General features: G+C 62.5%; 5 protein-coding genes. 2 read left to right on the top strand and 3 right to left on the bottom strand.

Annotated features, from left to right (window positions below):
- Positions 1–35: 35 nt before the first annotated feature.
- Positions 36–254, bottom strand: coding sequence for a hypothetical protein (locus K6T84_RS23760; RefSeq protein WP_329786989.1), 219 nt, complete (start codon positions 252–254; stop codon positions 36–38).
- A 196-nt stretch (positions 255–450) separates the two neighbouring features.
- Here K6T84_RS23760 and K6T84_RS23755 point away from each other — a divergent pair, with 196 nt between their 5' ends.
- Positions 451–915, top strand: coding sequence for a hypothetical protein (locus K6T84_RS23755; RefSeq protein ID WP_224863820.1), 465 nt, complete (start codon positions 451–453; stop codon positions 913–915).
- Positions 916–950: 35 nt separating this feature from the next.
- Positions 951–1,472, top strand: coding sequence for a uracil-DNA glycosylase family protein (locus K6T84_RS23750; protein WP_329786988.1), 522 nt, complete (start codon positions 951–953; stop codon positions 1,470–1,472).
- A gap of 112 nt (positions 1,473–1,584) precedes the next feature.
- On the opposite strand, the gene K6T84_RS23745 is transcribed toward K6T84_RS23750, so the two are convergent.
- Together K6T84_RS23745 and K6T84_RS23740 are read right to left on the bottom strand one after the other, a co-directional pair.
- Entirely contained in the window at positions 1,585–2,007 is a 423-nt protein-coding gene (locus K6T84_RS23745) for a PIN-like domain-containing protein (protein ID WP_255612424.1), read from the bottom strand.
- Between the two features lie 20 nt (positions 2,008–2,027).
- Positions 2,028–2,816: DUF433 domain-containing protein (locus K6T84_RS23740; protein ID WP_329786987.1), on the bottom strand; the 789-nt coding region annotated here is incomplete at its 5' end.

Raw genomic sequence — 2,816 nt, 5'->3', positions numbered from 1 at the left:
GAACAGTGGCTCACCGAACAGCGGAACAGTGGCTCTCACCCAGCGCAATATCCACAACTCGCGAGGAACTCGAAATAGGGCCTGCGGTACGGAGATCCGCCGGCACGCCAGCTGCCGCGGACGGTGTTCCACTCGAACGCAGCGAGAACCATCGCCAGGGTCACCACAGCAGCTTGGTCGCCGGTATCGGCCATTGCCTGGAGGTCTTCGTATTTCGCCGTCTCGGTTCCCAGTAGTTGTGCGGCGACGGTCATGCTGGCCCGGCAGTGCAGGTCGGTGAGAAAGTGAAAATTGCGAGCAATGAATACGTCGGCCCCCGGTCACTTCGCTCAGCGCAACCGGGCGCCCCATGTCCCGCCTCAGATACCGGGCGTACACATCAAGGTCGGGGACGTTAGCCAATCGCGCCAGTTCCCCTAATGTTGTTGTGCCGGTGGTCAATCTACAGATGTGGTCTTTCTGCCTGAGGTCATCACGGGTATAGATCACACCGATCTGACGGCAACGGACCTGGTCGTCGGTGTTGACGTCAACACACCACCCGGCTGGTCCGGCGACTTCGGGCAGGTAGTGATTCGAGATCTCGACCAGCAGATCATCGATGGTGGCCGAGCTGCTGAAGATCCAGAAAACTCGATGGGACTCAACGTCATCGGCCATGGCGACACTGTCACGATCCAGCGTCACCTTCACCGTGTCCGTCATGCGTTCAATTATCCGGTCGAGGTCACCTTTCCGGGCTGTCGGCAGGCAGTCTGGGTTGCGGCCCGGCTATTTGCCGGTGCAGTGGAGAACTGCGCACCGCGCCAACGAAGGCGGGAATCGTTCCCGCAATTTCCCTCGGCCCTGTCGGACACCGGTGAGACGATCGCGCTATGGCGATGGATTCAAAGCGGAGAGCGCTCAAGCTCGTAGCTGACCGGATCAGCGCGTGCCGGGAGTGCCCGGGGATGAACGAACGCGGGGTGACTGGTTCGGCGGCCGGGTACGGATCGGAGGATTCCCCGGTGGCCATTGTCGGGCAGAGCCTGTGCCGTGCGTGCATGGAGACCGGGATTCCGTTCACCGGAGGAAGCGGCAGCTACATCGACAATGCTCTGAAACTCGCCGGTCGCGCCAAGAGCGAAATCTTCATCACGAACGTCGTGCACTGCCACCCCCCTGACGACAGGCCCTCGCATCGTCATGAGATCGACAACTGCCGGCACTTCCTCCACGAGGAGCTGGACGTGGTCAGGCCGCGACTGATCATTGGTCTCGGCAAAGATGCCAAGGAGGCGTTGTCGTCGCGCTACCCCGATGGGCGTCACCTGGCGTGGCCGTTCGTCAAGCTGCGAGCCTCCAGGCAAGACATGACGTACCTGCTGTTCCCGGAGCATCCCGGCTCACTGCGGTTCAAGAAGACTCCGGATCGGGCGTACTACTCGCCGAGTCTCGCTCGGGCGATCACGTGGGCATTCGATTCCCGGTAGGAAGAAGTCGCGTGGCGATCGTGAAGGGCCGCAACGCCAATCCCGAGGTGGCCGAGCAGAAGATGCGGTCTGCAGCACTACAGCATCCAGATCACTGGCCCTCGGGGAAGGGTCAAGATCGGTGCTTCAACGCCCCGGGATTGGGTCGCAGCTGCAACGGTCTCACGCCTGATGGGTTCATCGCCACGGCCCATGGGCCAGGGCCACGTTTGACAATCTCCCGCTTCAAGCGCTCCTCGTATTGGAGGAAGATCTCCACCTGCTGCTGCGGGCCGAGATCCTGTTTGGCTCCGATCCAGACGGAACGGACACCGTGTTCGTGATAGGCGCGCAGTTCCGCAGGACGCGACCTGATGCGCCGGTCTCGACTGAGCACGATGAACCCGAGGGCACCGACTACCGGGAGCCAATCCTGATCGTCGGTGCCGCGTGGAACTTCCGGCAGTTCCTCGTGTCCGGGGTACCGGATATCTTCGCGTCCGCAGCGTTGCAAGAGCTTGCCCAGGCCGAGGGTGTTCTCGTCGGTGAAGTACACCGGCGCAACCCCCTGGGCCATCAGGCAGCGCGCTCGCTACCTGCGATCAATTCGAAGCGGATGGCTTCATCGACCTGCTCGAGCGTAAGGTCGTAGAGGTCCGCGAGGGCATCGCGGCTGGTGCCAGCCCGGTAGTCCTCAGCAAGCGATTCAGTCTTCACACCGTGGATCGCGGGTTGGCCAAATGCCCTACGCGGGTCCATCACGACCTCCGGGGTGCGGACATCCGGCTTCATGTGGGCCACCACGTCGTCGGTATATCCGACTGCTGACTGGAATTGCTCGGCTGGGAGCGCCAACACCAGTTGCCCATTGCGAATCACCACGAGTTGAAGCGGGCGCTCAAGGCCGACCCGGTCCTGCACAATCCGGACAAGTTCGCGCCCTTCAACCTCGAGAAACGGGCGCGCATGAGCCAACGGGTAGCGCCCGAATTCGCCGCGGAGCGCGACGATAGCCGGACGGAGTCGCTGGACAGGGACATCCCGGCTGCGGTACTCGGCCAGTAGCCGAGACTCAACCATCTCGCCCCAGGTCACCGAGTCCGAGCCCGTCGGTTCCTCTCGGAGCACCGGGTCGTAGAACTTGCCGCCGCGGGTGTAACCCTCCAGCCAGCGCCTCGCAGTGCCGGCGTGCAAGCCGACAAGGCGATCCACGTCCGGATATGAGTAGATCGCCCGATCGAGCAGCGAGTGGGCCATGCGGTCAATATTGGCACGAGCAAGGTAGTCGAGCCAGTCAGTTTGCGCCGGGTTGCGTTTCGTCAAGTGATTTGGCCCCACTGATCTGCATGAATTTTGGCCCCGGGC

The sequence above is a fragment of the Mycobacterium zoologicum genome, assembly GCF_020181635.2.
In the GTDB taxonomy this organism is placed as follows: Bacteria; Actinomycetota; Actinomycetes; order Mycobacteriales; family Mycobacteriaceae; genus Mycobacterium; species Mycobacterium zoologicum.
Note: the sequence above shows the minus strand (reverse complement) of the source record. Positions and strands in the feature narration are given on the sequence as shown.